The sequence below is a fragment of the Streptomyces sp. NPDC107765 genome (assembly GCF_055657085.1).
The window spans coordinates 299,308-324,341 of sequence record NZ_JBVKBL010000002.1 but is presented as its reverse complement, the minus strand read 5'-3'; the positions used below and the strand labels follow the sequence as shown (position 1 = coordinate 324,341).

Below are 25,034 nucleotides of genomic sequence, written 5' to 3'. Positions count from 1 at the left end.
CAGGAGTTGTTGAGGGGGAGGGGGTTCAGGGGAGGGGTACGGGTTCGGGCCGCGGCGCGTCAGAAGAAGCGCGGGTCCGCGAACGCCCCACTGGCCAGCAGGAAGACGTAGAAGTCCGCCAGCGCCACGCTGATCAGCGACGACCAGGCGAGCAGCATGTGCCGCTCGTTGAGCTTGCCGATCCAGCCCCAGAGCCGGTAGCGCACCGGGTGCTTCGAGAAGTGCCGCAGCCGGCCGCCGACGATGTGCCGGCAGGAGTGGCAGGAGAGGGTGTACGCCCAGATCAGCACGATGTTGGCGAGGAACACCAGGGTGCCCAGGCCCATGTGGCCCCAGGCGTAGTGCTCGTCGCGGAAGGTGAGCACGGTGTCGTAGGTCAGCACGCCGGCCACCAGCACCGCGAAGTAGAAGAAGTAGCGGTGGATGTTCTGCAGGATCAGCGGGAACCGGGTCTCGCCGGTGTACTTCTTGTGCGGCTCGGCGACCGCGCAGGCCGGCGGCGAGGCCCAGAAGCCCCGGTAGTAGGCCTTGCGGTAGTAGTAGCAGGTGAGCCGGAAGCCCAGCGGGAAGATCAGGATCAGCAGGGCCGGGGACAGGCCCCACCAGCTCCCGAAGATCTCCCAGTTGGGCCCGCCGCGCATGGTGTGGCAGTTCTCCGCCAGGCACGGCGAGTAGAACGGCGAGACGTAGGGCGCGCTGTAGTAGTCGGCGTTCGCGAACGCCCGCCAGGTCGAGTAGACGATGAACGCGAGCAGCCCGGCGGCGGTGGTGGCAGGTGCCAGCCACCAGCGGTCGGTCCGCAGATGGCGGGCCGGGATGGCGGCGCGCGACGGGGTGTGCACGCCGGTCGTGCCCGTTGGTGAGGTGGGTTCGGTGCCAGTGGCCAACGTCGGTCTCCGTGAAGGGCGCTCCGTCGGGGCGCGGCGGAGCGGGATGAGGGGCGGACGGGAAGGTGCCCAGGGGGAGGTCTCCTCCTGCGGCCCGGTCCGTCAGGGGGCGTGCCCGTGTCTCGACCCGAGGCCCTCGTCGTCGGCGCCGGCCCACAGCGCGGAGTTGTAGGGCGCGTCGGAGATCGTGACCATCTCGGCCGCGACGGCCTGCCCGCGGGCGGCCGGGCCGCCGGCCGCGCTCTGCTTGAGCAGGGCGAGGCTCTGCCGCAGGTGATCGGTGTCGCTCCGGACCCGGCGGATGTCCAGACCGCCGCCGAGCCGCACCTCGAGCCTGCCCACCGACCGGACCAGGTCGTCCAGGTTGCGTTCAACCGCCGTCAATTCGTCCTGAAGGGACATAACGTGCCCTCACTTTTGAAGGTGTGCTGGGCGATCTCATGCGCCCGAGAGTGTCGCGCGTCACAGTAGGGCTTGGGAAGGGGTGCAACGCGATTACGACTCGAACCGGTGCGTTTCGGAACCCATGCGCCGCGACGGGGGTCGAACGCCATTGCGGGAAACGGCGGATGTGGCGCCCCGCGCGCCCCCCTCGTGCGCCGGCCCCCACTCCGCCGTACGGGCCTGAGGTTGGGCCGGGCGGGTGGCCTTGGCGGGGCGGTCGCCGTGTCGGGATGCCGGTCCGTCTCCGGTCGCCTTCAGTAGGGATGCCATAGATGTGATGAGCCGCAAAGTCGGCCGAACGTGGTGCGCCGGTCAGCACCAGCGCGGTGCTCGGCGCGGCGCGGGCGAGCCCGGAGGTAACCGTCATGACCGACCACGACCACCCCTCAGGCCGCCGCTCGGCGGGCCGCAGACGCCGCTGTGCCGCCCTCGTCGCGGCGGGGGTGCTGCTCCCCCTGCCGGCCCTGGCCGGATGCAGCAGCGACGACCGGGAGGCGTCCGCCGAGGCGTCCCAGGACATCGCCCCGGCGTCGCGCGGCGAGCTCAAGGACGGCGGCACCCTGCGCTGGGCCGTCGACGCGATGCCCGGCACCTTCAACGCCTTCCAGGCCGACGCAGACGCCACCACCGCCCGGATCACCGCCGCGGTGCTGCCCAGCATGTTCACCGTCGACGCCAGCGGCACCCCGCAGCGCAACGCCGACTACCTCGACGCCGCCGACGTCAGCGCCCGCGACCCCAAGCAGGTCGTCACGTACAAGATCAACCCCAAGGCGCGGTGGAGCGACGGCAAGTCGATCACCGCCGCGGACTTCATCGCCCAGTGGACCGCGCTGCGCGGCAAGAACAACGCGTTCTGGACCGCCCGCAACGCCGGTTACGACCGGATCGGCAAGGTCGAACAGGGCGCCGGCGCCCACGAGGTCAAGGTCACCTTCGCCCGCCCCTACGCCGACTGGCGCTCGCTGTTCACCCCGCTCTACCCGCAGAGCGTGATGGGCAGCCCCAACGCCTTCAACGACGGGGTGCGCGAGCGGCTGGAGGTCGGCGCCGGCCCGTTCCTGGTGCAGAAGCGCGACGCCGACGAGGGGCGGGTCGTCCTGGTCCGCAACCCCTCGTGGTGGGGCGACCGCGCCAAGCTGGCCAAGATCGTGCTGCAGGCGTTGCCGGCGGACAAGCGGGCCGCGGCACTGGCCGACGGCTCCATCGACGTCGCCGCGGTCGACCGGACCGCCGCCAAGCGGGTCGAGGCGGCCGGAAAGGCGGACGGCAACGCCGGCCCGCAGCCCGGCCGGGCGGCCGGCGCCCACGCCAAGGCCGCCGCCGGGAGCAAGGCGCTGCGCGGCTACGTCATCCACAAGGCCCTGGAACCCGCCTACACCCAGCTGGCCCTCAACGGCAGCAGCGGGCCGCTGGCCGACGACCGGGTGCGCCGCGCGGTGGCCCGCGCCATCGACCGGCAGGCCCTCGCCGACACCGTACTGAAGCCGCTCGACCTGCCGTCCAAACCGCTCGGCAGCCATCTGCTGATGGCCGGGCAGCCGGGCTACGAGGACCACAGCGACGCGCTCGGCGACCAGGACGCCGGCGCCGCCAAGGCGCTGCTCGCCGACGCCGGCTGGAAGCCCGACGGCGCCGGCCACCAGCAGGCCGGCGAGAAGGCCGGCGCCCCCGCGCCCGGCGGCTGGCTCGGCGCCCGCGACAACGGCGACGAGGACGAGGACGAGCGCTCCGGCGACCGCCCGGACGACGGGGACGGCGACGAGGGGGGCTACGACCCGGACGCCGACGGGGCCGCCGACGGCCGCAACCCCGGCCGCCCGGTCCCCGCCCAGGCCCTCCGCCCCGCCAAGGGCGACCACGAGCAGGGCGCCCGGCCCGCCGCGGCCGAGGCCCCGCTGTCCTTCACCGGCGCGGTCGGCTCCGAGGTCCAGCAGGCCGCCCTGCTGCGGCAGAGCGCCGCCTTCTACAAGGACGCGGCCGCCGCCGAGAAGGAGGACGCCGACGGCGACACCGACTCCGAGGCCTACGCCAAGTACAAGCGGTACAAGAAGCGCGCCGCCCAGGCACTGAGCGCCGCCGAGGTGATCGAGACCGGACAGGGCCACGACCTGCCCGGATCCGGCGGCCACCCGGGCGCCGAGCACGCCGCCGCCCCGCGCTCCTACGACGCCCCGCTCGCCGCCGCCCCGCCGGCCGGCGACAAGGCCGGCCGGCGAAACGGCGGCCTCGCCGTCAAGAAGGACGGCAAGCCGCTCACCCTGCGCTTCGTGCTCCCCGACGGCGCGGCCTCCGAGCAGCTGCGCACCGTGGGCAGCCGGATCGCCGCGATGCTCGCCAAGATCGGCGTGCAGACCTCCCTCCAGCGGGTCTCCGACGCCAGCTACTTCCAGGACCACGTGGCCTCCGGCGACTACGACCTGGCGCTGTACTCCTGGCCCGGCACCGCCTACCCGGCCACCGACGCCCGGCCGATCTACGCCAAGCCGCAGCCCGCGCCGGACGGCTCGCTGACCGTCGAGCAGAACTACACCCGGGTCGGCACCGACCACATCGACCAGCTCTTCGACCAGGCCGCCTCCGAGCTGGACGAGGACTCCGCGCGCACGCTCGTGGAGCAGGCCGACGCCCGGATCTGGGCGGCCGCCGGCTCGATCCCGCTCTACCAGCGGCCCGAGCTGGTAGCCACGAAGAAGTCGCTCGCCAACGTCGGCGCCTTCGGCTTCGCCACCCCCCGCTTCCAGGACATCGGGTACCGGAGATAAGGCGCTGCGCAGACCCCGTGCAGCCCCTCTTTTCGAAGGGAAAGCGCAGGTCAGCGGTGCTGTGTACGGGCTGGGGCGGCCTTTGTCGCCCCAGCCCCGTACCATGGGGTGAGGCCGTGGCGTCTTCATGCCCGGCGGGCGCGCGTACCGGTCCGTACGCGCTGCCACCCACGATTCCGGGAGAAGCACCGCTAGTGCCCACGCGCCACGACATTCGTAACGTAGCCATCGTCGCCCACGTCGACCACGGCAAGACGACCCTCGTCGACGCCATGCTGAAGCAGGCCGGCGCGTTCGCCGAGCACGCCGCCGAGAAGCTCGACGACCGGATGATGGACTCCAACGACCTGGAGCGTGAGAAGGGCATCACGATCCTCGCCAAGAACACGGCGGTGAAGTATCACCCCAAGGACGGCGGGGAGCCCATCACGATCAACATCATCGACACCCCCGGCCACGCCGACTTCGGCGGTGAGGTCGAGCGCGGCCTGTCGATGGTCGACGCGGTCGTCCTGCTGGTCGACGCCTCCGAGGGCCCGCTGCCGCAGACCCGCTTCGTGCTCCGCAAGGCGCTCGCCGCCCGGATGCCGGTCATCCTGTGCATCAACAAGACCGACCGCCCGGACTCCCGCATCGACGAGGTCGTCAACGAGACCTACGACCTCTTCCTCGACCTCGACGCGGACGAGGACCAGATCGAGTTCCCGATCGTCTACGCCTGCGCCCGCGACGGCGTCGCCTCGCTGACCAAGCCGGAGGACGGCACGGTCCCGGCCGACAGCACCAACCTGGAGCCGTTCTTCACCACGCTGCTGGAGCACGTCCCCGCCCCCGAGTACGACGAGACCGCCCCGCTGCAGGCGCACGTCACCAACCTCGACGCGGACAACTTCCTCGGCCGCATCGCGCTGCTCCGCGTCGAGCAGGGCGAGCTGCGCAAGGGCCAGAACGTCGCCTGGATCAAGCGCGACGGCTCGATCTCCAACGTCCGCATCACCGAGCTGATGATGACCGAGGCGCTCACCCGCAAGCCCGCCGAGAAGGCCGGCCCGGGCGACATCTGCGCGGTCGCCGGTATCCCCGACATCATGATCGGCGAGACGCTGGCCGACCCGGAGAACCCGATCGCCCTGCCGCTGATCACGGTCGACGAGCCCGCGATCTCGATGACCATCGGCACCAACACCTCCCCGCTGGTCGGCCGCGGCGGCACCGGCAAGGGCGCGGACGCCAAGGCCGCGGTCAAGGACCGCAAGGTCACCGCCCGCCAGGTCAAGGACCGTCTGGAGCGCGAGCTGATCGGCAACGTCTCGCTGCGTGTCCTGGACACCGAGCGTCCCGACGCCTGGGAGGTGCAGGGCCGCGGTGAGCTGGCGCTGGCCATCCTGGTCGAGCAGATGCGCCGCGAGGGCTTCGAGATGACGATCGGCAAGCCGCAGGTCGTCACCAAGCAGGTCGACGGCAAGACCTACGAGCCCGTCGAGCGCATGACCATCGACGTGCCCGAGGAGCACATGGGCGCCGTCACCCAGCTCATGGGTGTCCGCAAGGGCCGGATGGACAACATGTCCAACCACGGCTCGGGCTGGGTCCGGATGGAGTTCGTCGTCCCGTCCCGCGGTCTGATCGGCTTCCGTACGGAGTTCCTCACCAACACCCGCGGCACCGGTATCGCGCACTCCATCCACGAGGGCCACGAGCCGTGGTTCGGCAACCTCCAGACCCGTAACAACGGCTCCCTGGTCGCCGACCGCGCCGGTTCCGTCACCGCCTTCGCGATGACGAACCTCCAGGAGCGCGGCGTGCTCTTCACCGAGCCGGGCACCGAGGTGTACGAGGGCATGATCGTCGGCGAGAACTCCCGCGCCGACGACATGGACGTCAACATCACCAAGGAGAAGAAGCTCACCAACATGCGCTCCTCCTCCGCCGACTCCTTCGAGGCGATCGTGCCGCCGCGCAAGCTGTCGCTGGAGCAGTCCCTGGAGTTCTGCCGCGACGACGAGTGCGTCGAGGTGACCCCGGAGGCCGTGCGCATCCGCAAGGTCGTCCTGGACCAGAAGGAGCGCGGCCGGACGGCTTCGCGCGCCAAGCGCTGAGGTCTTACCCCACGTACTCGGCTGCAGCGCCGTGGTGGTACCTCGCCGTACCGCCTGCGGCGGGCGTGGAGTGTCGGGTGCGGTGCCGCTCCTCCGGACTTCGTCCTGCGGCGCGGCCCCTCCCGTGAGTGGGTGAAGTGAGGCCGGTGGGGGTGCACGTGATCACTTGCGTGCACCCCCACCGGCCTTTTTCCTTGCACCCGACGACCACTCGGAGTAGCGATGGCCGCCGCTGACGTGCGGTACGTCCCGGTTTGCGATCTTATGTGGCTAGGCTTGATCGCGGACCTGAGGAGGCGTCATGCGGGTTGTGCGCGCACGGGCCGGCGTCCTCCTCGCGGCCGTCGCGCTGGCGGCCACCGCCTGTGGGGGCGGAAACGCCGGCCAGGCCGGTGTGGTCAGTGCTTCCTGGGGGGATCCGCAGAACCCGCTGGAGCCGGCGAACACCAATGAGGTCCAGGGCGGGAAGGTCCTGGAAATGCTGTTCCGGGGGCTCAAGCGCTACAACCCGAAGACCGGTGCGGCGGAGAACGTGCTCGCCGAGCGGATCGAGACGGCGGATTCGCAGAACTTCACGGTGACCCTGAAACCGGGCTGGACCTTCAGCAACGGGGAGAAGGTCACCGCCAAGTCCTTTGTCGACGCCTGGAATTACGGCGCGTTCATCGGAAACAAGCAGAAGAACGCACCGTTCTTCCAGTACATCGACGGCTTCGACCGGGTGCACCCGGAGAACGGGAAGCCCACCGCCCGGACGCTGTCCGGGCTGGTGGTCAAGGACGACAAGACCTTCACCGTCCGGCTGAACCAGAAATTCTCCAGCTGGCCGGACACCCTCGGCTATTCCGCGTTCATGCCGCTGCCCCGGGCGTTCTTCACCGACCACGACGGCTGGCTGCAGAAGCCGGTGGGAAACGGGCCGTACCTGGTGGACTCCTACGAGAAGGGGTCCGTGCTGCGGATGCGGAAATGGGAGAAGTACCCGGGCAGTGATCCGGCGCGCAACGGCGGGATCGATCTCCGGGTCTACACGGACAACAACACCGCCTATACGGATCTGCAGGCGGGGAATCTGGACCTGGTGGACGATGTGCCGGCCTCGCAGCTGCGGCATGTGGCATCCGACCTGGGCGGCCGATATATCAACCAGCCGGCCGGGATCATCCAGACGCTCACCTTTCCGATGTACCGGAAGGAATGGTCACGGCCGGGGTCGGACAAGGTCCGGCGGGGGCTGTCGATGGCCATCGACCGGAAGCAGATCACCAAGGAGATCTTCGAGAACACCCGCACCCCGGCGACCGACTGGACCTCGCCCGTGCTGGGCGCCGACGGCGGCTACCGGCCCGGGCTGTGCGGTGCGGCCTGCACGTTCGACCCGGCGAAGGCGCGGCAGCTGATCAAGGAGGGCGGGGGGCTGCCGGGCGGCCGGATGACCCTCGCGTACAACGCGGACACCGGGTCGCACAAGGACTGGATCGACGCGATCTGCAACAGCATCAACCGGTCACTGGGAAACGACCGGGCCTGTGTGGGCGATCCGGTCGGCACGTTCGCCGACTTCCGGAACAAGATTTCGGCGAAGGCGATGAACGGGCCGTTCCGGGCCGGCTGGCAGATGGACTACCCGCTGATCCAGAACTTCCTGCAGCCGCTCTATTACACCAACGGCTCCGCCAACGACGGCAAGTTCAGTGACAAACGGTTCGACACGCTGGTGAACGAGGCGAACGCCGCGACGGACCGGGCAAAGGCCGTGGCGACCTTCCAGGACGCGGAGAAGATCCTCGCGCAGCAGATGCCGGCGATCCCGCTGTGGTACCAGAACGGCAGCGGCGGCTATTCGGAACGGATCAGCCATGTCTCGCTGAATCCGTTCAGCGTGCCGGTCTACAACGCGATCACGGTCAACTGACAGGACGAGAGAGGCGGGGCGCGCATGGGACGTTATGTGGTCCGGCGGCTGCTGCAGATGATCCCGGTGTTCATCGGCAGCACCTTCCTCATCTTCTTCATGGTGTACGCCCTGGGCGACCCGGTCGCGGCCATGTTCGGCGACCGGGCGCCGGACCCCGCCACCGCCGCGCAGATCCGCCGCGACCTCTATCTCGACCAGCCACTGGGAAAGCAGTACCTGCACTACATGGGCCAGATCTTCCAGGGGAATTTCGGCACCGCGTTCAACGGGCAGTCGGTCACCGAACTCATGGCGTCCGCCTTTCCCGTGACGCTCCGGCTGACCCTGGTCGCCATCGTGCTGGAGATGCTCGTGGGCATCACGCTGGGGGTGTTCAGCGGGCTGCGGCGCGGCCGGGGCATCGACACCAGTGTGCTGCTGCTGTCGCTGGTCGTGGTGTCCGTCCCGACGTTCGTCAGCGGCTATCTGCTGCAGTTCGTGTTCGGCGTGCGATGGGCCTGGGCGGCGCCGTCCGTCGCCCCGGAGGCGCCGCTGAACGAACTCCTGCTGCCCGGACTGGTGCTGGCCCTGGTCTCGCTCGCCTACGTGACCCGGCTGACCCGTACCTCCATCGCCGAGAACGTCCGCGCCGACTACGTCCGCACCGCGCTCGCCAAGGGCCTGCCCCGCCACCGCGTCATCACCCGCCACCTGCTGCGCAATTCGCTGATCCCGGTCGTCACCTTCATCGGCACCGACATCGGCGCCCTGATGGGCGGCGCGATCGTCACCGAGCGGATCTTCAACATCCACGGCGTCGGATTCCAGCTCTACCAAGGCATCCTGCGCCAGAACTCGCCGACCGTGGTGGGCTTCGTGACGATCCTGGTCCTGGTCTTCCTGCTCGCCAACCTCCTCGTCGACCTGCTGTACGCCGTCCTCGACCCGAGGATCCGCTATGCCTGAGCCCTACGTCCCCAAGGAAGCCATCGGCCACGGCGACGGCGGTACCGCCGCGCTGGCCATCGGCGAGGCGGAGTCGCTGGAGCGCCGGCCGTCCGCCGCACCGCCGTCCGCCGGCCCGCCCGGCGCCCCCGTCGGCAAACCCCGCAGCCTGTGGAGCGACGCCTGGCACGACCTGCGCCGCAACCCGGTCTTCGTGCTCTCCGCGCTGGTCATCGTCTTCCTGGTGGTCATCGCGATCTGGCCGCAGCTGATCGCCACCGGCAACCCGTACCGCGCCGACCTCGCCAAGGCGCAGCAGGGCTCCCAGCCCGGCCACCCCTTCGGCTTCGACACCCAGGGCCGGGACGTCTACACCCGGGTGGTCTACGGCGCCCGGGCCTCCATCACCGTCGGCGTCTGCGCCACCACCGGCGCGGCGCTGCTCGGCAGCCTGCTCGGCGGGCTGGCCGGGTTCTTCGGCAGCTGGGGCGACACCCTGCTCTCCCGGCTCGCCGACATCTTCTTCGGCATCCCGGTGATCCTCGGCGGCCTGGTCTTCCTCTCCGTCGTCACCAGCACCACCGTCTGGCCGGTGGTCGGCTTCATCGTGCTGCTCGGCTGGCCGCAGGTCTCCCGGATCGCCCGCGGCTCGGTCGTCACCGCCAAGCAGAACGACTACGTCCAGGCCGCCCGGGCGCTGGGCGCGAGCAACCGGCGGCTGCTGCTGCGGCACATCGCGCCCAACGCGGTGGCGCCGGTCATCGTCGTCGCCACCATCGCGCTCGGTACGTACATCGCGCTGGAGGCGACGCTGTCCTACCTGGGCGCGGGCCTGAAGCCGCCGACCGTCTCCTGGGGCATCGACATCTCCACGGCCTCCACCTACATCCGCAGCGCCCCGCACATGCTGCTGTGGCCCGCCGGCGCGCTGAGCATCACCGTCCTGGCCTTCATCATGCTCGGCGACGCGGTCCGCGACGCCCTCGACCCCAAGTTGCGCTGAGGAGACGGCAGATGACGAACGACGGGCAGAGCGAGGAGGGCGGCGGGACGGCCCTGCTGGACGTACGGGACCTGAAGGTGGAGTTCCGGACCCGGGACGGGGTGGCGCACGCCGTCAACGGCGTCAGCTACCGCGTGGCGCCGGGGGAGACCCTGGCGGTGCTCGGCGAGTCCGGCTCCGGCAAGTCCGTCACCGCCCAGGCCGTGATGGGCATCCTCGACTCCCCGCCCGGCCGGGTGACCGGCGGCGAGGTGCTCTTCCACGGCCGCGACCTGCTGACCCTGCGCAAGGAGGAGCGGCGCCGGATCCGCGGCGCCAAGATGGCGATGATCTTCCAGGACGCGCTGTCCGCACTGAACCCGGTCCTCAGCGTCGGGGCCCAACTGGCCGAGATGTTCCGCGTCCACGAGGGCACCTCCCGCAAGGAGGCCCGCGGCCGGGCCGTGGAGCTGATGGAGCGGGTCGGCATCCCCGCCGCCCGGGCGCGGGTGGGCGACTACCCGCACCAGTTCTCCGGCGGGATGCGCCAGCGCATCATGATCGCCATGGCGCTGGCCCTCGGCCCCGACCTGATCATCGCGGACGAGCCGACCACCGCACTCGACGTCACCGTCCAGGCCCAGGTGATGGACCTGCTCGCCGAGCTGCAGCGCGAACTCACCATGGGACTGATCCTGATCACCCACGACCTCGGGGTGGTCGCGGACGTCGCCGACACCATCGCGGTGATGTACGCGGGCCGGATCGTCGAGACCGCGCCCGTCCACGCCCTCTACCGCGCGCCCGCCCACCCGTACACCCGCGGGCTGCTGGAGTCCATCCCGCGGCTGGACCACAAGGGCCGCCGGCTGCACGCCATCAAGGGACTGCCACCCAGCCTGACCGCCATCCCGCCGGGCTGCCCCTTCCACCCGCGCTGCCCGCTGGCCCAGGACGTCTGCCGCACCGACCCGCCGCCGCTGTACGAGGCCGGCCCCGGCCGGGCCAGCGCCTGCCACTTCTGGAAGGAGACCCTCGATGGCGCCCGGTGAACCCCTCCTCGAAGTGCAGGACCTGGTCAAGCACTTCCCGCTCACCCGGGGCGTGCTCTTCCGGAAGCAGATCGGCGCGGTCAAGGCCGTCGACGGGGTCTCCCTGACGCTCCGTAAGGGCGAAACGCTCGGCGTGGTCGGCGAATCGGGGTGCGGGAAGTCCACCCTCGCCCGGCTGCTGGTCGGCCTGGAACGCCCGACGTCCGGCCGGATCCACTACCGGGGCGAGGACATCACCGCCCTTTCGGGCCGCGCCCTGACCGCCGTGCGCCGCAACATCCAGATGGTCTTCCAGGACCCCTACACCTCCCTCAACCCCCGGATGACGGTCGGCGACATCATCGGCGAACCGTACGAGATCCACCCGGAGGCCGCCCCCAAGGGCGACCGCCGCCGCCGGGTCCAGGAACTCCTCGAAGTCGTCGGCCTCAACCCGGAGTTCGTCAACCGCTACCCGCACCAGTTCTCCGGCGGCCAGCGCCAGCGCATCGGCATCGCCCGCGGCCTGGCACTGCGCCCGGAGATCATCGTCGCCGACGAACCGGTCTCCGCGCTGGACGTCTCCGTCCAGGCCCAAGTGGTCAACCTCCTGGAGCAGTTGCAGGACGAGTTCGACCTCTCGTACGTCTTCATCGCGCACGACCTGTCCGTCGTCCGGCACATCTCCGACCGGATCGCGGTCATGTACCTGGGCCGGATCGCCGAGACCGGCACCGACGAGCAGATCTACGACCATCCCACCCACCCCTACACCCAGGCCCTGCTCTCCGCCGTCCCCGTGCCCGACCCGGAGGCCCGCGTCCACCGCGACCGCATCCTGCTCAGCGGGGACGTCCCCTCGCCCGCCGACCCGCCGTCCGGCTGCCCCTTCCGCACCCGCTGCTGGAAGGCCCGCCCGCTGTGCGCCGAGGTCGTCCCGCCGCTCGACGTCCCCCCGGAATTCCGGGAGTCGACCGGACCCGCCCACCACGCGTCGGCCTGCCACTTCGCGGAGGAGCGGCACGTCGTGCCGAGCGAGTAGCCGGCGCCTCAGGCCCGGACGCCGCCGCGCACGACCGCCAGGTACGCGCCGATGGCGTCCCGGTTGCGGCACAGGGTCTCGATGCGTTCGGTCATCCGGTCGCGCTCCTGCTCCAGCGTGGCGAGCATCTCCGGGGTGGCGTCCGGGAAGTGGATCGCCCGGGGCCGGTCCAGGCAGGGCAGGATCTGCCGGATGATCCGGGTCGGCAGCCCGGCGTCCAGCAGGCCGCGGATCTGCAGCACCCGGTCGACGGTCGGCTCGTCGTAGGCGCGGTAGCCGTTGGCGCAGCGGTCGGAGACGATCAGCCCCTGCTCCTCGTAATACCGCAACAACCGCCGGGGCGTGCCCGTACGCTCCGCCAGCTCCCCGATCCGCATCGGCACCCACCTCCTGTGGAAACGACAGCGCCGCCGTGGCGGGAATCATTCCCGCCACGGCGGCGCCGGGCCGTCGCGTCCGCGTTACTCGGTGGACTCCGACTCCGCCGCGGCCTCCTCGATGGCCACCAGCGCCGGGTCGAGGATGATGTCCTCGTCGCGGGCCGCGGTCGTCGGCTCCTCGGGGAAGTGGCAGGCCGTCAGGTGGCCCGCCGCGTTGCCGCCGAGCTGGATCAGCGGCGGCTCCTCGGTCGCGCACTTCTCCTGCGCCTTCCAGCAGCGGGTGCGGAAGCGGCAGCCCGAGGGCGGGTTGACCGGCGAGGGCACGTCACCGGCGAGGCGGATGCGCTCGCGCTCCTCCTCCTCGCTCTCCACGAACTTGGCCTCGGGCACGGCCGAGAGCAGCGCGTGGGTGTACGGGTGGCGCGGCCGGTGGTAGATCTCGTCGCGGCTGCCCACCTCGACGATCTTGCCGAGGTACATCACCGCGACCCGCTCGCTGAAGTGCCGCACGATCGCCAGGTCGTGGGCGATGAACAGGAACGCGATGCCCAGCTCGCGCTGGAGGTCCTGGAGCAGGTTGACGACCTGCGCCTGGATGGACACGTCGAGCGCGGAGACCGGCTCGTCGGCGACGATCAGCTTCGGCTCCAGGGCGAGCGCCCGGGCGACGCCGATGCGCTGCCGCTGGCCGCCGGAGAACTCGTGCGGGAAGCGGTTGTAGTGCTCGGGGTTCAGGCCCACGGTCTCCAGGAGTTCGCGGATCCGCTTCTCCCGGCCCCCGGGCGGGTTGATCCCGTTGATCTCCATCGGGCCGCCGATGATCGTGCCGACCGTCTGCCGCGGGTTGAGCGAGGCGTACGGGTCCTGGAAGATCATCTGGATCTCGGAGCGGATCGGCTCCAGTTCCTTGCGGCCGGCATGGGTGATGTCCCGGCCCTGGTAGGTGATCTTGCCGGAGGTCGGCTCCATCAGCCGGGTGAGCAGCCGTCCGGTGGTGGACTTGCCGCAGCCGGACTCGCCGACCAGGCCGAAGCTCTCCCCGGCGTGCACGGTCAGGTCGACGCCGTCGACGGCCTGCACCGCGCCGACCCTCCGCTTGAACGGAAAGCCGCCGTAGATCGGGAAGTGCTTGGTGAGGCCCTCGGCGGTGAGCAGCGGCTCGCCCTTCGCGGGCACGGCGTCCCGGGGCGCGGGGAGGGTGACGTTGTCGGTCATGGTGGTTCTCCCTAGCCCAGCCGGGGCTTGATCTGCTCGATGAAGAAGGTCTGCTTCTGCTCGGCGCTCAGGTGGCACGCGGCGGCGCGGCCCGGCGCCAGCGGCGGCCGCTCGTCGGTGCAACGGCTGCCGCCGACCTCGCCGGTGAAGCCGCAGCGGGGGTTGAACGGGCAGCCGGACGGCGGGTTCAGCAGGCTCGGCGGGGAGCCCGGGATCGGGTGCAGCGCCTCGTTGACGTCCGAGGAGAGCCGCGGCATCGAGCTGAGCAGGCCCCAGGTGTACGGGTGCCGCGGCTCGGTGAGGATCTCCTTGACGGAGCCCCGCTCGACCGCCCGGCCCCCGTACATCACCAGCAGCTTGTCCGCCGTGTTGGCGACCACGCCGAGGTCGTGGGTGATCAGGATGATGGCGGAGCCGAATTCCTGCTGGAGGTCCTTGAGCAGGTCGAGGATCTGCGCCTGGACGGTGACGTCGAGGGCGGTGGTCGGCTCGTCGGCGATCAGCAGCTGCGGGTTGCAGACCAGCGCCATGGCGATCATGGCGCGCTGGCGCATACCGCCGGAGAACTGGTGCGGGTAGTCGTCCACCCGCAGGTTGGGCTGCGGGATGCCGACCTTGGTCAGCATCTCGATGGCGCGCTGCCGCCCCTCGCGCTTGCTGGCGCCGGTGTGCTTCATGAACGGCTCGGCGATCTGCCGGCCGACCGTGTAGTACGGCGACAGCGCGGTCAGCGCGTCCTGGAAGATCATCGCCATCTTGTTGCCGCGGAGCTTCTCCAGGGTCCGCTCCTTGGCCCCGGTGAGCTCCTGGCCGTCCAGGTGGATCTCGCCGCCGATCTCGGTGGCCTTGGGGTTGTGCAGACCCAGGATCGCCAGGTTGGTCACCGACTTGCCGGAGCCCGATTCGCCGACGATGCCGAGCGTTTCGCCGCGTTCCAGATCGAAGGAGAGACCGTCGACCGCCTTGACGATGCCGTCCTCGGTGGAGAACCGCACGTGCAGGTCACGAACGGACAGGAAGGGGTCGGACCCGGCCGGCACGGTGGTGCCTTCGGTCTTGGTGAGTGTGGTCACTTCAGGCTCTCCTAGGACAGGCGCACGCGCGGGTCGATGAAGGCGTACGTCGCATCCACGATGATGTTGAACACCAGGATCAGGGCGGCGCTGAAGACCAGCACGCCCAGGACCATGGGCAGATCCAGGGTGATGACGGAGTCGATCGCGAGCCGTCCGACGCCGGCCAGCTGGAAGGTGAACTCGGTGATCATCGCGCCGCCGAACAGCGAGCTGAGGTCCATGCCGAGGATGGTCACGATCGGGATCAGCGAACCGCGCCAGGCGTAGCGCAGGAAGACGTAACTGCTGGACATGCCCTTGGCCTTGGCCGTCCGGACGTGTTCCTCCTGCAGCTGCTCGATCATCGTCGAGCGGGACATACGGGTGTACTGCGCGGTGAAGATCGTCGCCATCACGGTCCAGGGGATCAGCAGGCCCATGAACCACCCGGCGGGGTTCGAGGTGAAGTCCACGTACTTGGGCGAGTCCATCAGGCCGCTGTACACGAACAGACCGAGCGCGATCGGCCCGAGGATGTAGATCTGCGCCGAGCTCAGCACCATCGAGATCGAGGTGAGCACCTTGTCGAGCATCGAACCGCGCTTGTAGGCGGCGAGCAGGCCGGTGCCCAGACCGACGGTCAGGAACACCGCGGCACCGCCGATGGCCAGCGAGGCGGTGGTGGGCAGCCGGTCGAGCAGCGTGGACCAGACGTCCTGCTTGGTGGCGAAGGAGTAGCCGAAGCAGGGGGCGTTGCAGTGGCCGATGGAGTAGTCCCGGCCGGCGAAGATGCCGACCAGCCAGTCCCAGTACTGGGTGGGCAGCGGCTTGTCGAGGCCGAGGTTCTGGTGGATCAGCGCGATGTTGTCCGCGGTGCAGTTCTTGCCGCAGGACATCGCCGCCGGGTCACCGGCGCCGAAGAACACGAAGAAGGTGAAGGCACTGAGCAGGAGAAGGATGACAACAGCGCCGAACGTCCGGCGAAGTAGGAATTGAAGCATGGCAGTTCGCTGCTCTCAGGACGGCGGCGGCAGTGGGCGTGAGGGGTGGCGGACGAAGGCCCCGGAGAGCGCGCGTTCCGCCGTGTGCGCGCTCTCCGGAGTGCCTTCGTCAGGCGATTGCCTGAGGGGCAACCGCTCGTGTTACTTCTTCAGGTACAGCGTGTTCGGGTCGAGGTAGCTGACGTCCAGGTTGTAGCGGATGCCACCGACGTTCGAGCCGTACAGCTGGAGCACCTTGGTGTAGAAGGCCGGCGCTGCCGGGTTGACCTTCTCCACGATGTACTGGTGCAGCTTCTGCCACTCCTCGGTCGCCTTCTTGACGTCGGTGATCTCGGAGATCCGGGCGATCTCGGAGTTCACGTGCTTGTCGTTGACGTGGGAGTAGTTCGAGGCGCCGTCCTGGATCGTGGTGCCGTCGTACGACGGCGGGATCACGGTCGAGGCGTCCGGCCAGTCCTGGCCCCAGCCGGTCATGTAGATGTCGAAGCCGTTGTCGACCTTGCCCATCTGCTCGTACCAGGAGGCCGCGTCGACCTCCTTCTTCTGCACGTTGAAGCCGGCCTTGGTCAGCGCGTCCTCGATGGCGACGGCTTCCTTCTGGCGGGACTCGGTGTTGGAGAAGGCGTAGACGAGCTTCATGCCCGTCTTGCCGGCCTCCTTGAGGAGCTTCTTGGCCTTCTCCGGCTCGCCGTTGGGGTGCGAGAGCTTGCCGTAGGGGTCGTAGCCCTTCTTGTAGCCCGCCACGGTCGGGGCGAGCAGACCGCCGGCGATCTCACCGCCGTAGCTGCCGCCGTTCAGGCGGACGAGCTGCTGGTCCGGCAGCGCGTAGGTGATCGCGTCACGGATCCGCTTGTCCTTGATGCGGTCCATGTTGAAGTTCATCTGCCAGACGTAGGGCTGGTAGCCCTGCACCATGCGCTTGCTGGCGCTGGCGTTGTTCAGCACGTCCTTGGTCAGCGTGGGGTCGACCGCGTTGGTGAAGCTCACCGCGTTCTTGGCCTCACCCTGGTCGGCCATCAGGCGCTTGGTGGAGTCCGACGCCTGGTGGTTGAAGGTGATGTTGAAGCCGTCCGGGTACTGGTGGTGGACCGGGTCGGTCTTCGCGTCCCAGTTCTTGTTGCGCACCAGCTGCATGGACTTGCCGGACTTGAACGACGCGATCTTGTACGGACCGGAGCACACCGGCGCCACGTCGTAGGCGTCCTTGGTGTCCTTCGCGCTGTCCGGGACCACGCTGTAGCCGGGCATCGTCAGCGCGTACGGCAGCTGCGACTGCGGCTTCTTGAAGTGGAAGATGACGGTCTTGTCGTCCGGCGTGTCCAGGACGCTCTTGGGCAGGTGGTCGCCCTTGTACGGACCGTCCGGCAGCGCCTTGCGGTAGGTGGTGCCGGCGCCCGACAGCCAGGTCTGGACGTAGGTCGGGCCGTCGGTGATGAACTTGGCGTACAGGCGCTCTATGGAGTGGCGGATGTCCTTCGAGGTGATCGGCTTGCCGTCCTCGAACTTGATGCCGTCCTTGAGCGTGTACTTCCAGGTCTTGCCGCCGTCGGACATCTGGCCGGCGTCGGTGGCGAGGTCACCGACGACCTTGGCGTTGCCCTGGTCGTCCTGCTTGAAGGCGGTCAGCCCGCGGAAGATCAGCTGCGACAGCGCCTTCATGTCGCTGACGTACATCTGGCCCGGGTCCAGGTGGTTGTAGCTGTCACGCTGGTACACGCGGATGGTGCCGCCGTTGCGGGCACCCTTGACGGCGACGGCCGGACCGGTGGAGTCGGCGGCGGTGCCCATCGGGATCGTCTTGGCCTGGGCCGCGGCGTCCGCGTCGGTCTGCGCCTTGTCCTTGTTGTTGTTGCTGCCGCCGCTGCAGCCGGTGAGCGCGAGCGATCCGGCCGCGAGGGCCACGATCGCCGCGCGTGCTCTGCGCGTAGAAAGTGCGTTCATGGGGTTCCAAGCACCTGCCTGTCAGTTGGTGGGTCCAGATGTGCTGTCTGACGCATCCCGGGACAGGCCCGGACGGGTGGGGTGACAGCAAGCCCCCTCAAGTGGACGATCAGCGCCCGGACTTGGGATCGAAGGCGTCGCGTACCGAGTCTCCGAGCAGGTTGAAGCAGAGCACGAAGACCACCATGGCCACGGCGGGGATGAGCAGGAACGTCGGGTCGTTCTCGTAGAAGCGCGCGCCCGCCTGGAACAGCGCACCCCAGTCCGGGGTCGGCTCGACGATGCCGACGCCCAGGAAGGACAGACCCGCCTCCGCGGTCACGAAGAGGGGCAGCATGTAGGTGCCCTGCACCAGCACCGGAGTGACGACGTTCGGCAGCAGCTCCTTGCGGATGATCCGCCAGGGCGAGGCGCCGGTGATCTTCGCGGCCTCGACGAACTCCCGCTCGCGCAGGGAGAGCACCTGGCCGCGGAGCAGTCGGGCCAGACCCATCCAGCCCAGGGACCACTGCACGATGATCAGCGCGCAGACCCGCACGTAGGTCGGGGTCTCGTCGCCCGGCGGCACGAAGAGCGCCACCACGACCGGCATGAAGGCCACGAAGGTCAGCTGGCTCGGGAACGCCAGCAGGAAGTCGATCACCCGGCTGAGGAAGTAGTCGGTCTTGCCGCCGATGTAGCCGGCGGTGATGCCGATGACGATGCCGGTGAGCACGGTCAGGATGGTCACCGCGACGGAGATGCCGAGCGACATCCGCATGCCGTAGACCAGCCGCATGAACACATCGCGGCCCAGCTGCGGCTCGATGCCGAACCAATGCTCCGGGGAGATTCCGCCGTTGGGGCCGGCCGGATAGCCGAATTCATCGAGGAGATTCGGGTCATCGCTGCCGTAGAGGGTGTACGGGTCCTTGCCGTACAGCGCACTGATCACCGGGGCCAGCGCCGCGATGACGAAGAAGGCGAGTACGACGATCGCGCAGATCATGCCGGTGCGGTCGCGCTTGAAGCGCGTCCACATCAATTGGCCGGGGGAACGGCCGACGAGCTCACCGCCCTTGCCCTTCTTTTCCTTCTTCAGGCCGCCGGATCCAAGTCCTGGGGTGTCGGACCTGTCAGCGGCGGTCTGGGATGGACTAGTCATCGCGAAGTGCCCCCGCGCCGAGTTCTCTTGGAACGTGAAGCGGTGTCGATTCGCACCGCTGGATGTGCGGACTTTCGCAAGTGATTTATGGCGGAGTCAAGGGGATCGGGTGTGCTCGCGAACAGGTCGTCTACTTCTTGAGCGAACATTGCGCAGATCGACGCCAGTGCGTGCTTGACAGGTGGGCGGGATATCCGGCATGGGGGACATATCGCCACCAACCGCTTTAACATGAAGGCAACTTCACTGTCGCAACACCGATATACGGACGCGCCATGATGAACAACGTACGGCCGTGCGGGTGCCGTGGACCGGCCGGGCCGCCAGGTGGCGGCCCGGCCGGTTGCCGTTTCAGGGGGTTTTGTCCACTCGGTGCGACGGCCCGCCCACCCCGTACCCCGTCCCGGTCTGTTGTGCCCGCGCCGGTACTGGAGTAGATCTGCGGTGGACGCCGCGTCCCCGCGGCGCCCCAGGCCACCCGGCACACCGACACGGACGGGGGACGGGCCGTGTCCACAGAGCGGGACGGCTTTCTCACCAACGGCATGCGCCGCACCGCCACTTGGCTCTGCGTGCTGCTCGCGCTGACCGGCGCCGGCTGGATCGTCCGGGACCTCGTCGTCGCCGGGCAGGGCGCGGACCTGTGGCGGCACTGGTCCGGCGCGGACCTCCGCCCGGGCCGCGACACCGTCTGGGCCACCTCGGCCCTGGACCCGCTGCTGGTGCTCGGCGCGCTCGGTGCCGCGGCGGTCGTACGGCGCCGGGCCCCCGCCCCGGCCGTGGCCGCCGGCGCCCTGAGCTCCCTCGCGGCCGGTGTTGTCCTGCTGCGGCTGCCGGTGCTGTGGACACCGGCCGCGGCCCGGCTGCCCGGCACGGACGACGCGTTGCTGACGTGGGCGTGGGGGACCGCCGCGGCCCAGTTCGTGGCGGCCGCGCTGCTGCGCGGGGTGGCGGCCGGTGCGGTCCGGCGGCGCGGGCGTCGGGGCCGGCCCGGCGGACGCCGGGCCGACGCCCTGCCCGAGGTGGCGTCCTCGGCCTACGGGGTCGTGCGTGCGGTGCCGTACGGGGCGGGCCCCGGCCCGGCCGGCCGCCCGTACAAGGGGCCGGCGGTCCTCGCGGGCGTCCTCCTGGGCGCCGCCGGACTGGCCTTGACGGCTCGTGAGGTCCACCAGTGGGTACGGCTCGGCGGCGAGGCGTACGGCAGGCGGCTGACCGGCGGGGCGGGCGCCGTACGGGCCCTGCTGGAGCCCCCGGCCGACTGGCAGACGGCGGTGCTGGCACTGCTGGCGCTGGCCGGCGCGGCGGCCGCGTTCCGCCGGGCCGCCCGGGCCCGGCCCGCGGCGGGCGCCGCCGGGGCGCTGCTGGCCGTGCACGGCGCGGTGACGCTCGCCCTCGCCGTGCGCGCGGGGCAGTTCGGGCGGCTGGCGGTGCTGCCGGGCGGGGCCCAGCTCGGGCTCGCCGCGGCGGCCCTGTCGGCGGCCGCGGGCCCGGTCGTGCTGATCGCCGCGGCCCGGCCCGGTCTGCCGTCGCCCGCCGCGGACCCCGACGAGGTGCGCGCCTACGGCTCCGCCCCGGGCGAGGCCCGCCCACCACACGCCCCGCCCCCACCGACCACTCTGCCGCCGGGGTGGTGACCGGGGGGCGGAGGGAGCGGGGGGAGTAGGTGGGGCGGGCGGGGCCCCCATTAGGGGGTGGTCGAACAGATCCCCTAGGGGACACGTGCCCCCCTTGGGGGCCACAACGGGGCGGCGGACGGGCGTATTCCCGCGGGGGCGGGGGCGGGGCGCAATCCTTTCCTCGGACCTCGTCAGGACGGCCCCGCCGGGACGGCGACCTCAGGACCGCACCCTCAGGACCGCATCCCCAGCGACCGCTTGAGGAAGTCCACCTGGAGGAGCAGCAGGTTTTCGGTCACCTGTTCCTGGGGCGTCATATGGGTCACCCCGGACAGGGGCAGGACCTCGTGCGGGCGGCCGGCCGCCAGGAGGGCCGAGGACAGGCGCAGTGAGTGGGCCACGACCACGTTGTCGTCCGCCAGGCCGTGCACGATCAGCATCGGACGGTGCGGCTCCCGCGCCCCGGTCAGCCCCTCGTCGGTGACCAGCGAGTTCTCCGCGTAGACCGCCGGTTCCTCGTCCGGGTGGCCGAGGTACCGCTCCTGGTAATGGGTGTCGTACAGCCGGAGGTCGGTCACCGGGGCGCCGACCACCGCGGCATGGAAGACATCGGGCCGGCGCAGTGCGGCCAGCCCCGCCAGATAGCCGCCGAAGGACCAGCCGCGGATCGCCACCCGGTCGAGGTCCAGGGGAAAGGATCCGGCCAGTGCCTGCAGGGCGTGGACCTGGTCGTCCAGGGTGATCTCGGCGAGCCGCCGGGAGACCGCCTTCTCCCAGGCGGGGGAGCGGCCCGGAGTGCCCCGGCCGTCCGCGACGATCACCGCGAAGCCTTGGTCGGCGAACCACTGCGAGGTCAGATGCGCGTTGTGCGCGGCGACCACCCGCTGGCCGTGCGGACCGCCGTACGGGTCCATCAGCACCGGCAGCGGACCGTCGCCCTCCGCATAGCCGTCGGGCAGCAGCACCGCGCACGGGATCTCCCGCTCGCCGGCCAGGACCAGCCTCGGCCGGGCGGTGAGCGCCGGCTCCTCGGCGTACGAGCCGATCGTGGCGAGGGTCTTCTCCCCGCCGTCCGGGTCCAGCCGGACCACGTCCACCTGGGTGCCGGGGCGCTCCAGCGACGTCTGGGAGAGCACGGTCAGCGCGCCGCCGCGCACCGCGGAGGACACCGTCGGGTAGGGCCGGTCACCCACCCGCTCCCAGCCGCCCTGGTCGCCGCTGCCGCGGAACCAGGCGCGGTAGACGCCGATGTCGTGCATGTCGGCGCCGCTCGCGGAGAACAGCACGTCCTCCTCGCCGATGTCCAGCACCGCCCGGACGTGCAGCGGCGCCCCGGTCAGCGGCCGGTCGCCGACGAACAGCTTGCGCGCGCCGCCCTCGTCGGCGATCCGCACCAGCCGGCCGTCCGGCGTCCAGGCCGGCACCCCGGGGAACGGCTCGACCCATGCCTCGTCCTCGTCCTCGTGCACCGTCCGGGTCGCACCGGTCGCGGGGTCGACCGTCAGATAGCGCTGGTCGCGCTGGTCCCGCGCCTGGACGAGGAGCAGCGGCGGACCGGCCGCTGACCAGTGGACGCGGGCGAGATAGGGGTAGCGCCCGCGGTCCCAGTCGATGTCGGTGCGCGAGCCGTCCAGACCGAACAGGGTCAGCGAGACCTCGGCGTTGTCGGTGCCGGCGGCCGGGTACGCGATCCGGGCGGGCTCGCGGTCCGGGTGTGCCGGGTCGGAGATCCACCAGCGCCGCACCGGCGCCTCGTCCACCCGTGCGGCCAGCACCGCGTCGCTGCTCGGGGACCACCAGAAGCCCCGGTACCGCCCCATCTCCTCGGCCGCGATGAATTCCGCGAGGCCCCAGGTCACCTCGGGCCCGTCCGGCTCGGCCAGCACCCGGTCGGCCGTCCCGCCGCCGTCCGACGTCGTCGCGCTGTCCACCGCGACCACCCGCAGCCGGCCCTCCGCCACGAAGGCCACGTGCTGGCCGTCCGGGGAGGGGCGGGGGTCCACCACCGGGCCCGGCACCGGGAGTTCCCGCGTGGTGCCGGCCCGCAGCTCGGAGACGAACAGCCGGCCGGAGAGCGGGAACGCCGCCAACTCCACGGCGGCGTCCGTGGCATAGCCCACGATGCCCGCCGAACTCTCCCGGCTGCGCTCGCGGCGGGCCCGCTCCTCGGGGGAGAGGTCCTCCTCCGCACCGGCCAGCAGCGCCTGCGGATCGGCGGCGGTGAATTCCCGCCCCTCCTCCAGGTCCAGCACCCACAGCTGCTGGCTGCGCTCGGTGCCCGAAGGGGAACGGAGGAAGACGATCCGGGCGGCGTCGGGGGAGACGGTGTAACTGCGCGGGGCGCCCAGGGTGAAGCGCTGCGTACGGGCGTACTGCCGCGGGAACGAAGGCTGTCCGGTCATGGGCCGAGCCTAGGCGAGGTGTCCCCGGATCGGGCCGGTTCGGGAGCGGGGGATTGCCCGGCTCACCGCGTCGCGCTCGTGAAGATCGTGTGCGCCCCCGCTCTGCTTCCGTGCTCCGACTTATGCGCTTGGACGGAAAGTTATGATCCCTTGCGCGTAGTGGGTACGGGGTAAAGAGCCCTTGGCATACCCCGGTGCACGGGTCCGCGACGGCGGTCGGTGCGCCATCAACTCTGTTCGGACCGTGGATACTTGGAGGTGAGCCGCCGTGGCACTCTCGATTTCGGCGGTGGTGCTGCTGGCGATCATCGTCTTCTTGCTCGTCAAGAAGTCCGGGCTGAAGGCCGTGCATGCCTTCGTCTGTATGTTGCTGGGCTTCTATCTGGCCAGCTCGTCCATCGCACCGTCGGTCAAGCAGCTGACGACGAACGTCGCCAGCATGATCGGCGGCATCAAGTTCTGAGCAGCGGGTTCTGAGCGGCGGCACGTCCGTACCCGGGCGGCGGCAGGTCCGGACCCGAGCGCGGGGTGAGGGTGTCGGCGGCGGCTCGTAGGCTTGTCCGCATGACCGCGCACCCTCCCTCCGCCCGTCGTCTCCTGCTGGTCCACGCCCATCCGGACGACGAGTCGATCAACAACGGCGTGACCATGGCCAAGTACGCGGCCGAGGGCGCGCTGGTCACCCTCGTCACCTGCACGCGCGGCGAGGAGGGCGAGGTGATCCCGTCCGAGCTCGCGCACCTCGCGCCGGACCGGGACGACGCCCTCGGCCCGCACCGCGTCGGTGAGCTGGCCGCGGCCATGGCCGAGCTGGGCGTCACCGACCACCGCTTCCTCGGCGCGCCGGGCCGGTACCGCGACTCCGGCATGATGGGCGCCCCGCAGAACGACCGGCCCGACTCCTTCTGGCAGGCCCCGCTCGACGCGGCGGCCGCCGATCTGGTGGCCGTCATCCGTGAGGTCCGCCCGCAGGTCCTGGTCACCTATGACCCGAACGGCGGATACGGCCACCCCGACCACATCAAGGCGCACCGCGTGGCCATGCGCGGCGCCGAGCTGGCCGCGCGGGCGGATTTCCGGCCGGAGCTGGGCGGCGCGTATGCGATCGGGAAGATTTACTGGAACTGCAACCCCCGTTCCGTGGTCGAGGAGGGCTTCGCGCGGCTGCAGGCGGCCGGGCACAGCTTCCCCGGCGTGGCCACCGTCGACGACGTACCGGGGGTGGTGCCGGACTCCGAGGTCACCGCTTCGATCTCCGGCGGCCCGGCGTACGCCGCTGCCAAGGCGGCGGCGATGCGCGCCCACTACACCCAGATCGCGGTCGACGGGCCGTTCTTCGCGCTCTCCAACGACTTGGGGCAGCCGCTGTTCGGCACCGAGCACTATCGGCTGGTGCACGGAGTTCCGGGGGCAGCGGCCGGGGACCGTGAGGACGACCTCTTCGCGGGTATCGGCGAAATGGTGGGTATGGAGGAGAGTGCCCGGATTGAGGAGGCGGCGGAATGAGTACGGCGAAGGGCGGCAACGGCGGCGCGGCCGCTGACGACGGCAAGGGTGGCGCGGCCAAGGGGCAGCGGTCCCGCGCGACGTCCGGTGGCGGGTCCCGGCCCGGCAGGCGGTCCGGCGCGCCCGCCGCACCCGCGGCCGGGCCGGCACCGCTCACCGCCGGCCGGATCGGCATATACGTGCTGCTCCTGGTCGCGGGCGTGCTGGTGGCGCTGGCCGGGACGCTGGTGCAGGCCGCCTGGTTCCCGGGCGGACTGGTGCTGGCGCTGGCGGCCGTCGGCGGCCTCTTCTACGGCGGCACCCTGGCGAGTGGCACCACCGCCGGCGCGCTGGTGCCCGGCGCGGCCTGGCTGGTGACGGTCTTCCTGCTGCTGAGCGACGTCCGGCCGGAGGGGGACTTCCTCTTCGGCCCCGGCGTCGGCTCCTACATCTTCCTGCTGGGCGGCATCGTGGTGGCTGTGATCTGTGCCACCGCGGCCCAGATGCGCACGACGGGCGCCCGGCCCGGCCGAGTTGGCGGATGACGTGGTGCATACCAGGACGAATGCCGCGCGGGTCCGGGCCAACGGCCCCGGTGCGGGGGGTTCGCCCATGGCGGCGGTGTTCGTAAGCTCCCCGGGTGTCCGCCTGCGGCGGACAGTATGGTGGTGCGCGCCGTCGCGCCGCCCTGGGGGCACCCTCC

Annotated in this window: 20 protein-coding genes; 11 read left to right on the top strand and 9 right to left on the bottom strand. The window is 70.6% G+C overall.

What is annotated here, in order from left to right; translation table 11 throughout:
• Window positions 1-59 precede the first annotated feature (59 nt).
• Together ACZ7MX_RS05910 and ACZ7MX_RS05905 are read right to left on the bottom strand one after the other, a co-directional pair.
• Window positions 60-887, bottom strand: coding sequence for a hypothetical protein (locus ACZ7MX_RS05910; protein ID WP_472129716.1), 828 nt, complete (start codon window positions 885-887; stop codon window positions 60-62).
• 102 nt (window positions 888-989) lie between these two features.
• Complete coding sequence (locus ACZ7MX_RS05905) at window positions 990-1,289, bottom strand: hypothetical protein (RefSeq protein WP_030804820.1); 300 nt, start codon at window positions 1,287-1,289, stop codon at window positions 990-992.
• A gap of 407 nt (window positions 1,290-1,696) precedes the next feature.
• Here ACZ7MX_RS05905 and ACZ7MX_RS05900 point away from each other — a divergent pair, with 407 nt between their 5' ends.
• The 7 genes from ACZ7MX_RS05900 to ACZ7MX_RS05870 all read left to right on the top strand — a co-directional run bounded on the left by ACZ7MX_RS05900 (window position 1,697) and on the right by ACZ7MX_RS05870 (window position 12,092).
• Window positions 1,697-4,096: an ABC transporter family substrate-binding protein gene (locus ACZ7MX_RS05900; protein WP_472129714.1), complete on the top strand. Its 2,400-nt coding sequence runs from the start codon at window positions 1,697-1,699 to the stop codon at window positions 4,094-4,096.
• Window positions 4,097-4,290: 194 nt separating this feature from the next.
• Window positions 4,291-6,195: a translational GTPase TypA gene (gene typA, locus ACZ7MX_RS05895; RefSeq protein ID WP_030412224.1), complete on the top strand. Its 1,905-nt coding sequence runs from the start codon at window positions 4,291-4,293 to the stop codon at window positions 6,193-6,195.
• A gap of 301 nt (window positions 6,196-6,496) precedes the next feature.
• On the top strand, window positions 6,497-8,110 hold the full coding sequence (locus tag ACZ7MX_RS05890) for a peptide ABC transporter substrate-binding protein (RefSeq protein ID WP_472129712.1): 1,614 nt from the start codon (window positions 6,497-6,499) through the stop codon (window positions 8,108-8,110).
• 24 nt (window positions 8,111-8,134) lie between these two features.
• A complete protein-coding gene (locus ACZ7MX_RS05885; protein ID WP_310722718.1) occupies window positions 8,135-9,058 on the top strand; it encodes an ABC transporter permease in 924 nt (307 codons plus the stop codon).
• On the top strand, window positions 9,051-10,040 hold the full coding sequence (locus ACZ7MX_RS05880; RefSeq protein WP_472129710.1) for an ABC transporter permease: 990 nt from the start codon (window positions 9,051-9,053) through the stop codon (window positions 10,038-10,040). The genes ACZ7MX_RS05885 and ACZ7MX_RS05880 overlap by 8 nt, the downstream gene beginning before the upstream one ends.
• An 11-nt stretch (window positions 10,041-10,051) precedes the next feature.
• The gene (locus ACZ7MX_RS05875) at window positions 10,052-11,071 is read left to right on the top strand and encodes an ABC transporter ATP-binding protein (RefSeq protein ID WP_472129709.1); all 1,020 of its coding nucleotides are present in this window, start codon (window positions 10,052-10,054) and stop codon (window positions 11,069-11,071) included.
• Window positions 11,058-12,092: an ABC transporter ATP-binding protein gene (locus ACZ7MX_RS05870; protein WP_472129707.1), complete on the top strand. Its 1,035-nt coding sequence runs from the start codon at window positions 11,058-11,060 to the stop codon at window positions 12,090-12,092. The genes ACZ7MX_RS05875 and ACZ7MX_RS05870 overlap by 14 nt, the downstream gene beginning before the upstream one ends.
• A gap of 8 nt (window positions 12,093-12,100) precedes the next feature.
• Here the strand turns inward: ACZ7MX_RS05870 and ACZ7MX_RS05865 are convergent, their stop codons facing one another.
• The 6 genes from ACZ7MX_RS05865 to ACZ7MX_RS05840 form a co-directional block, all read right to left on the bottom strand.
• A complete protein-coding gene (locus tag ACZ7MX_RS05865; protein ID WP_472129706.1) occupies window positions 12,101-12,469 on the bottom strand; it encodes a MerR family transcriptional regulator in 369 nt (122 codons plus the stop codon).
• 84 nt (window positions 12,470-12,553) lie between these two features.
• Window positions 12,554-13,687 carry an ABC transporter ATP-binding protein gene (locus ACZ7MX_RS05860; protein ID WP_472129704.1) on the bottom strand — a complete coding sequence of 378 codons (1,134 nt, stop codon included), beginning with the start codon at window positions 13,685-13,687 and terminating at the stop codon, window positions 12,554-12,556.
• A gap of 11 nt (window positions 13,688-13,698) precedes the next feature.
• A complete protein-coding gene (locus ACZ7MX_RS05855; RefSeq protein ID WP_472129702.1) occupies window positions 13,699-14,760 on the bottom strand; it encodes an ABC transporter ATP-binding protein in 1,062 nt (353 codons plus the stop codon).
• Between the two features lie 11 nt (window positions 14,761-14,771).
• Window positions 14,772-15,743, bottom strand: a complete 972-nt coding sequence (locus tag ACZ7MX_RS05850) for an ABC transporter permease (RefSeq protein WP_472129701.1) — start codon at window positions 15,741-15,743, stop codon at window positions 14,772-14,774.
• 141 nt (window positions 15,744-15,884) lie between these two features.
• Window positions 15,885-17,684 (bottom strand): ABC transporter substrate-binding protein, encoded by a 1,800-nt coding sequence (locus ACZ7MX_RS05845; protein WP_472129699.1) that lies wholly within the window; start codon window positions 17,682-17,684, stop codon window positions 15,885-15,887.
• 109 nt (window positions 17,685-17,793) lie between these two features.
• Entirely contained in the window at window positions 17,794-18,828 is a 1,035-nt protein-coding gene (locus tag ACZ7MX_RS05840; RefSeq protein ID WP_472129697.1) for an ABC transporter permease, read from the bottom strand.
• A 509-nt stretch (window positions 18,829-19,337) separates the two neighbouring features.
• On the opposite strand from ACZ7MX_RS05840, the gene ACZ7MX_RS05835 reads away from it, so the two are divergent.
• Window positions 19,338-20,462, top strand: a complete 1,125-nt coding sequence (locus tag ACZ7MX_RS05835; protein ID WP_472129695.1) for a hypothetical protein — start codon at window positions 19,338-19,340, stop codon at window positions 20,460-20,462.
• Window positions 20,463-20,677: 215 nt separating this feature from the next.
• On the opposite strand, the gene ACZ7MX_RS05830 is transcribed toward ACZ7MX_RS05835, so the two are convergent.
• Window positions 20,678-22,846, bottom strand: a complete 2,169-nt coding sequence (locus tag ACZ7MX_RS05830; protein WP_472129693.1) for a S9 family peptidase — start codon at window positions 22,844-22,846, stop codon at window positions 20,678-20,680.
• A 268-nt stretch (window positions 22,847-23,114) separates the two neighbouring features.
• Between ACZ7MX_RS05830 and ACZ7MX_RS05825 the strand changes: the two genes are divergently transcribed.
• The 3 genes from ACZ7MX_RS05825 (at window position 23,115) to ACZ7MX_RS05815 (ending at window position 24,876) form a co-directional block, all read left to right on the top strand.
• Window positions 23,115-23,309: a hypothetical protein gene (locus ACZ7MX_RS05825; RefSeq protein ID WP_030804865.1), complete on the top strand. Its 195-nt coding sequence runs from the start codon at window positions 23,115-23,117 to the stop codon at window positions 23,307-23,309.
• A gap of 101 nt (window positions 23,310-23,410) precedes the next feature.
• Window positions 23,411-24,352, top strand: a complete 942-nt coding sequence (gene mshB, locus ACZ7MX_RS05820; RefSeq protein ID WP_467701868.1) for an N-acetyl-1-D-myo-inositol-2-amino-2-deoxy-alpha-D-glucopyranoside deacetylase — start codon at window positions 23,411-23,413, stop codon at window positions 24,350-24,352.
• Window positions 24,349-24,876 carry a DUF6113 family protein gene (locus ACZ7MX_RS05815; protein WP_472129690.1) on the top strand — a complete coding sequence of 176 codons (528 nt, stop codon included), beginning with the start codon at window positions 24,349-24,351 and terminating at the stop codon, window positions 24,874-24,876. The genes mshB and ACZ7MX_RS05815 overlap by 4 nt, the downstream gene beginning before the upstream one ends.
• The last annotated feature ends 158 nt before the right edge of the window (window positions 24,877-25,034 follow it).